The following is a 6,500-nucleotide window of genomic DNA, read 5'->3' on the forward strand; positions in this document are numbered from 1 at the left end:
GGACTGGCAGTGGGGGCAGCAGGGTCTGGGCGGGAAGCGGGGCTCTCCGCAGGTGGGTTCGGCGCAGGTCTGTATGCGGAGTTCGCCTCGGGCGGCGTACGTCCAGAAAGGGGTGCCGTCTTCGTCCATGGTGGGCGTGAGCAGGGGCTCGGCCGTTCTTTTCGCGTCTGCCATGTGGGGTTCCTTTGTGGGTGCGGGTTGGGTGTGGTTGCTCGCGCAGTTCCCCGCGCCCTGACGGGGCACTTCAAGCCGTGAGCAGCAGCGCTGATGTCGGGACGCCCTCGCCCGCTGTCACCAGGCATGTCGACGCGTTCGGGACCTGGGCCGTGGAGGTTCCCCGCAGTTGCTTCACGCCCTCGTTGATGAGGTTGAAGCCGTGGACGTAGGCCTCGCTGAGGCCGCCGCCGCCCGTGTTGATGGGCAGGCGGCCGCCGCTCTCCAGGGCGCCGCCCTCGGTGAACGCGCCGCCCTCGCCGCGGCCGCAGAAGCCGTAGCCCTCCAGGGAGAGCGGGATGAGCGGGGTGAACGCGTCGTAGATCTGCGCCACGTCCACGTCATCGGGGCCGAAGTCGGCCTGCTTCCACAGGTGGCGGGCCGCCGTCCAGGCCGGGCCGGAGAGCGGGTCGTCGTTCCAGTAATTGACCATGCCGTGGTGCTGGGAGGGCAGGCCCTGCGCGGCGGAGTGGACGTACACGGGCTTCGTACGACAGTCGCGGGCCCGCTCGGCGGAGACGACGACACACGCCAACGCCCCGTCCGTCTCGAGGCAGTTGTCGAAGAGGCAGAGCGGTTCGCTGATCCAGCGCGAGGTCATATACATGTCGCGGGTCAGCGGGCGCTCGTACATCATCGCGGCCGGGTTCTGGTTGGCGCGGTTGCGGCAGGCGAGGGCGACGTTGAAGAGGTGGTCGCGGGTGGTGCCGTACTCGTGCATGTGGCGGCGGGCGAGCATCGCGATCTCGTCGACCGGGCGGAGCAGCCCGAAGGGGCGCGTCCACTGGGCGGGCGTGGGGAGTTGGACGGCGGTGTTCTTCCAGGGGCGTGGCCCGCTGCCGCGCTTGCGGGAGCGCCAGGCGACGCCGACGCTCGCCTGGCCGGTGGCGATCGCGGAGGCGAGGTGCGCGACGGTGGCGCAGGAGCCGCCGCCGCCGTAGCCGACCTTGCTGAAGAAGGTGACGTCGCCCGCGCCGATGGCCTTGGCGACCTCGACCTCGTCGGTCTCCTCCATCGTGTACGAGGCGAAGGCGTCCACCTCGGAAGGCGCGATGCCCGCGTCGGCGAGCGCGGCGAGGATGGCGCGGCACGCCAACGCCTTCTCGCTGTCGGCGAGTTGCTTGGCGAAGGGGGTCTGGCCGATCCCGGCTATCGCCGTGGCGTCCTTGAGTGAGGGCATGGCGGCGGCACCTCCGCGAGACGAGGACTCGGCCGGCGTCCCAGCCGCTGACAGGGCGTCAGGCTACCGTTAATCTGACGGGCAGTCAGCTACCGGAGCGGGAGGGGCTTGGGATGCGCGGCGACCTGGGGCTTGCGATACGTGGCGACCTGCGGTGGGGCTCCATCCCGGGGCTGGTCCGGGCGGCCGCCGAGCGGTACGGCGACCGGGAGGCGGTCGTCGAGGGCCGCACCCGGGTCTCGTACGGCGAACTGGGCGGGCGGGTGGAGCGGGCCGCGGCCGCCTGTATGGCGAGCGGTGTGGAGCCGGGGGACCGTGTCGCCGTGTGGGCGCCGAACACCCTGGACTGGATCGTCTGCACGCTCGGCGCGGTCTCGGCGGGCGCGGTCCTCGTCCCCCTAAACACCCGCTTCAAGGGTGCCGAGGCCGCCGACGTCCTGGCCCGCAGCCGCGCGAGGCTCCTCTTCGTCACCGGCACCTTCCTCGGTACGTCGTACGTCGCCTCGCTGCGCCGCGCGGCGGCGGACGGCGCGGGGGCGGGGCCGCTGCCCGGCCTTCCCCACCTGGAACAGGTGGTCGTCCTCTCCGACGACGCGCCGGAGTCCTTCCGTACCTGGAAGGACTTCCTCGCGGGCGGCGAGGCGGTCGACGCGGAGGCCGTGCGCGTACGGGCGGAGTCGGTGGACGGCTCGGCGCCCTCGGACATCATCTTCACTTCCGGTACGACGGGCCGGCCCAAGGGCGCCGTGATCACCCACGCCCAGACGCTGCGCTGCTACGACGTGTGGAGCGAGCTGGCGGGCCTGCGCGAGGGTGACCGCTATCTGATCGTGAACCCCTTCTTCCACACCTTCGGCTACAAGGCCGGGATCATCGCCTGCCTGACGCGGGGTGCCACGATGATCCCGCAGCCGGTCTTCAACGTCGACACGGTCCTGGCGAACATCGCCGCGGAACGCGTCTCCGTCCTGCCGGGCCCGCCCACCCTGCACCAGTCCCTCCTCGACCACCCCTGCCGCGACCAGCACGATCTCTCCGCGCTGCGGCTCGTGGTGACGGGCGCGGCGGTCGTGCCGCTCCGCCTGGTCGAGCGGCTGCGCGGCGAGCTGCGGGTGGGCACGGTCCTCACCGCGTACGGCCTGTCGGAGGCGAGCGGCATCGTCACGATGTGCCGGCGCGGCGATCCGGCCGAGGTCATCGCGTCGACGTCGGGCCGGGCGATACCGGACACGGAGGTACGGGTGGTCTCCCCGGCGGGCGAGCCGCTGCCTCCTGGCCGCCCCGGCGAGATCCTGGTCCGCGGCCACCACGTGATGCGGGGCTACTTCGAGGACCCCGCGGAGACGGCCCGCGCGATCTCGGCGGACGGCTGGCTGCGGACCGGTGACGTAGGCGTCCTGGACGAGGGGGGCCGCCTGCGCATCACGGATCGGATCAAGGACATGTTCATCGTCGGCGGCTTCAACGCGTACCCCGCGGAGATCGAGCAGTTGCTCGGCCTCCACCCGGACGTGGCGGACGTGGCGGTGATCGGCGTACCCGACCCGAGGCTCGGCGAGGTCGGCAGGGCGTATGTGGTGCGGCGCCCGGGCTCGGTGGTGACGTCGGACGACCTGATCGCGTGGTCGCGGAGGGAGATGGCGAACTACAAGGTGCCGAGGGGGGTGGAGTTCGTGGCGGAGCTGCCGAGGAACGCGAGCGGGAAGGTGGTGAAGGGGGAGTTGCGGAGGGCCGCGCGGTGAGGGGTGCGGGTCCCGGTGGCGGATGTGCGGTCAGCGCCTCGCCGCTGGCGCCGGGGTCACCAGGCGTGCGCGCTCATAGAGAGTCCGGGCAGCTTGATTTTTCAGGTACGGGCGAATCCGAGCCTGCATGGTGGAAACGCTCTGATCGCACTGCCCCGACTGCACGTACGGATAGATATCAATGACCTTCGTCCACGTGGCGCACGCGCTTTCGAGGTGGCCGATCTCCAGTTGCCGCTCAGCCAGCATCGACAGATAGCGGATCCTGTTCCTCTTGAAGGAACTGTGGCGCAGCCTGTCGGACTCTTCCAGTTCCTTGACGGAACCGCTGATGTCGCCGAGTTCATAGCGGACCTGGCCCGCGTGATACGTGAGTGACGAGGGGTTGTACGAGCCGAACGTAGACGACTGCGACTCGGCCTTTTCCATCGCTACCTCGGCCTCTCGGATGTACATCAGCGCCTTGGTTCGTTCCCCGAGCTGCGCGGCGGCATGCGCCTGCTGACCGGCGAGGAACGCCCGCATCCGGGGGCCGGCCTGGGGCGAGGCGGAGGCGGCGGCGTCCGCGAGCCGCATCGCCGCCTTCCCGTGCCGTAGGTCGACGGCCTGGACGCTCATTCCGCGCAGCGTGGTGCAGTAGGTGAGATGGTCCTCCGAGGCCCCCGCCAGTTCCAGCGCCTTCAGGTAATACTGCTGCGCCAGACCGTGAATGCCTTCGTCCACGGCCATGTATCCGGTGAGGTAGCAGAGGTCGGAGGCCGCCGACATCATCGCCTTGCGGACCTCCTCCGTGGCGTCGGCACGAAGGTAGGGGGCGACCGTATTGACGAGGAACGCCGCCGCCAGCGGCCGAGCGTGCCGACCGCCGAATTGGTCGTCCAACTCGGACACGCGCTCCGTCATGGCGCTGACCATGTCGACTTCGGCCATCCCTATGCGCCGGGCCTTCCCGGCCTGAACCGCTTCCATGCGACCCACGACGTCGGGCCAGCCGGGGACGGTGAGCGCGACGGAGAACAGCCCGGCGCTCAGGACGCTTCGGCGTGACGGATCCATGTCCTGCCTCCCGAGGTCGATCAGCCCTTCCACGGTAGTCGGGTGGCTGTTCGACTCCTCTGGGGGCGCCGGGAATCCCGCCTCGGCATGCGTGACGGGTCGGAGCAGTCGCCGGGCGAGCGCTTCGAGGATCAGCGGCCGGGCGGTCTCCTTCGGCAGGTGGCCGCTCAACCACTGGTGCACTGAAGGCGGTTGGTACTTCAGGGGGCTCCCGCGTTCGGTCCCGATGCGGTTGACCTCCTGGGCGAACTGCCGCAGGGTCCACCCGCTTTCGCGGTACAGCCGCGCAAGTCCGGCATTCGGCTGTCGTGACGTCACTGGCCCCAACTCCCGCGCTCTGACCGCTTAACGCTCTTAACTCCTGCCGTTCTCCCCACAGTACCGCTGAGAGTGATCGCGCGGTTGCCTAGAGCGAGCAGTCGAGAACGCAGGGGAAGGGAATGGGAGCGTGAGCCCAGAGCCGGTACCGCCCTCCGTGGGCGCGCTGATGATGGATACGAGCCGTGGCCGCGTAGGGGAGTTCCGGGGGGTCGCCGGTCCGTACTGGTCGCTGCGCCCGCTCTCTGGTGGGACGGAATGGGAAGCGGAGCCCGAGCATGTGCGCCCCGCGGAACCCATAGAGCGGCTGAGCGCGCAGACCGCCCGAGCGAACGCCCGGAGCCGGGGAGATCTGCTGTGAACGCGCGGAGGCAAGCCCTGGTCCGCCTGGACGGGGAGCGTGCCGCGTGACGCGGGGTCCGTATGTCGCCCTCGTGTTCGCGGGTGATGAGGCGAGGGCCGTCTGCCTCGGCGGCTCGTTCGCCGCGACTCGCCGGCTCGTCCTTCGGTGGCTCCGCGCTCAGGCTCTCCGGTTCGCGGACGCCCTGGACCCGAGCCCGTGCGCCGACTGGCTGCCGTCCGAAGCCCTGCAACCGGTCAGGCACGGGGCGCCCGACGCTCCAGCGGAGCTGCGCGGTTGGGCGCGGGACGCCGAGTGCCAGGGCGACGCGCTACGACAGCTCGCGGCTGGGCGCGCATACGAGTTCCGCACCCGTGACGACGACTGTTGGTACGTGCTGACCGTCCACCCCGTGGTGGCCCCCGGCCCCCCTTTCCTCCGGGAGGACGGCCGCCCATGCCTCACAGACGTGCCGAGTACCGCTGCCGGGCTCAGCTCTCGGCCGCGATGAGGGCCGCCCGCTCCGCCTCGCCGCACTCCACGCAGAATTCGTTGCCCTCGGGGTCGGCGAGGACGACCCAGCCTCGGCCGTTGGGCCTGCGCTGGTCGTCGACCTGCTTCGCGCCGAGCGCGATGATCCGCTCGACCTCCTCGTCGCGGGTGCGGTCCTGCGGCTGGAGGTCGACGTGCAGGCGGTTCTTGACGGTCTTGGCGTCCGGCACGGTCACGAAGAGGAGGGTGATGCCCTCCGCCGTGACGAGGGCCTCGGGATCTCCGGGGAAGTCGTCGTCGGCGATCGAGCCACCGAGGACCTCGGCCCAGAAGGTGCCCTGGCGGTAGGCGTCGTGGGAGTCGAACGTGAGGTGGCGCACATGGGAGGTCATGGGCGGCACTATCCGCGCCGCGGGGTCGGGCTGTCCACGGAGTTTCGGGGCGGGGCGGCCTGACCTGGACGGGGCCCGGCCGCCTCAGTGGCCGGTGGGTGGCTCGATGCAACCGGTCTCCATGAAGCGGCCGTTGGCCTTGACCTCGTAGTTGGATTTCTGGACGAAAGCGGTCACGCAGGCGTCGTCCCCTACGTAGAGCCCGATCAGCGCGCCCTCGGGCGTGACGTCGTCGCCGTTCTCGTACCGCTGGTACATCTCCCGCACGTCCAGCTCCCCGCCGAGCAGTTCGCCCTTGCCGCTCGTCTCGCGGACCTCGTACCCGAGCTTGCCGGTGAGCGCGGTGCGCACGCTGTCCGGATCCCACTTCTTCTGCCGCCAGAGCCGCTTCAGGACGGGCTCGATCCGGGCGGCCTCGGCCTGCGCGGCCTTCTTGTCCGCGGAGGTCAGTTCGCCGGGGCGGCGGTGGGCGTTGTTCTCGCCGTGGTGGGGGGCGCCGTCGACTACTCCGGGTTCTACGTAGGGGGAGGGGCCGTCACTGGTCTCCGTGGGTGTGGTGGAGGTGCTGGCCTCCGTGGTGGCGGTACCTGTCGGCGTACGCGCGCCCGCGTCGGCGGTCGTTCGCCCGTGCTGGTCGCCGCAGCCGGCCAGGGGCAGGACGCAGAGGCCCATGAGGAGGGCGGAGGCGGTGGTGCGGGTCAGGCGGTACGGGGGAGTGGCCATGTGCATGACTCTTCCACGGAGGTCAGGGAAGCGGAGGCCCCGGG

Annotated in this window: 7 protein-coding genes; 2 read left to right on the top strand and 5 right to left on the bottom strand. The window is 70.7% G+C overall.

The genetic code is table 11. The features are described 5' to 3' along the window. A partial coding sequence (locus GKQ77_RS24795) for a zinc ribbon domain-containing protein (protein WP_258021907.1) occupies window positions 1-174 on the bottom strand: 174 nt, incomplete at its 3' end. Between the two features lie 70 nt (window positions 175-244). Continuing rightward, window positions 245-1,393 (bottom strand): lipid-transfer protein, encoded by a 1,149-nt coding sequence (locus GKQ77_RS24800; RefSeq protein WP_219691153.1) that lies wholly within the window; start codon window positions 1,391-1,393, stop codon window positions 245-247. A 113-nt stretch (window positions 1,394-1,506) separates the two neighbouring features. On the opposite strand from GKQ77_RS24800, the gene GKQ77_RS24805 reads away from it, so the two are divergent. Then, on the top strand, window positions 1,507-3,135 hold the full coding sequence (locus GKQ77_RS24805; protein ID WP_219691154.1) for a FadD3 family acyl-CoA ligase: 1,629 nt from the start codon (window positions 1,507-1,509) through the stop codon (window positions 3,133-3,135). A gap of 30 nt (window positions 3,136-3,165) precedes the next feature. Here GKQ77_RS24805 and GKQ77_RS24810 read toward each other — a convergent pair whose 3' ends face one another. Further along, the gene (locus tag GKQ77_RS24810; protein ID WP_219691155.1) at window positions 3,166-4,509 is read right to left on the bottom strand and encodes an NsdA family TPR-like regulatory protein; all 1,344 of its coding nucleotides are present in this window, start codon (window positions 4,507-4,509) and stop codon (window positions 3,166-3,168) included. Window positions 4,510-4,678: 169 nt separating this feature from the next. On the opposite strand from GKQ77_RS24810, the gene GKQ77_RS33615 reads away from it, so the two are divergent. Continuing rightward, the gene (locus GKQ77_RS33615) at window positions 4,679-4,870 is read left to right on the top strand and encodes a hypothetical protein (protein ID WP_258021909.1); all 192 of its coding nucleotides are present in this window, start codon (window positions 4,679-4,681) and stop codon (window positions 4,868-4,870) included. 470 nt (window positions 4,871-5,340) lie between these two features. On the opposite strand, the gene GKQ77_RS24815 is transcribed toward GKQ77_RS33615, so the two are convergent. Next, the gene (locus tag GKQ77_RS24815) at window positions 5,341-5,733 is read right to left on the bottom strand and encodes a VOC family protein (RefSeq protein WP_219691156.1); all 393 of its coding nucleotides are present in this window, start codon (window positions 5,731-5,733) and stop codon (window positions 5,341-5,343) included. Window positions 5,734-5,817: 84 nt separating this feature from the next. Then, window positions 5,818-6,456: a hypothetical protein gene (locus GKQ77_RS24820; RefSeq protein ID WP_219691157.1), complete on the bottom strand. Its 639-nt coding sequence runs from the start codon at window positions 6,454-6,456 to the stop codon at window positions 5,818-5,820. Between the last annotated feature and the right edge of the window lie 44 nt (window positions 6,457-6,500).

This window comes from Streptomyces anatolicus, assembly GCF_019400875.1.
GTDB lineage: Bacteria > Actinomycetota > Actinomycetes > Streptomycetales > Streptomycetaceae > Streptomyces > Streptomyces anatolicus.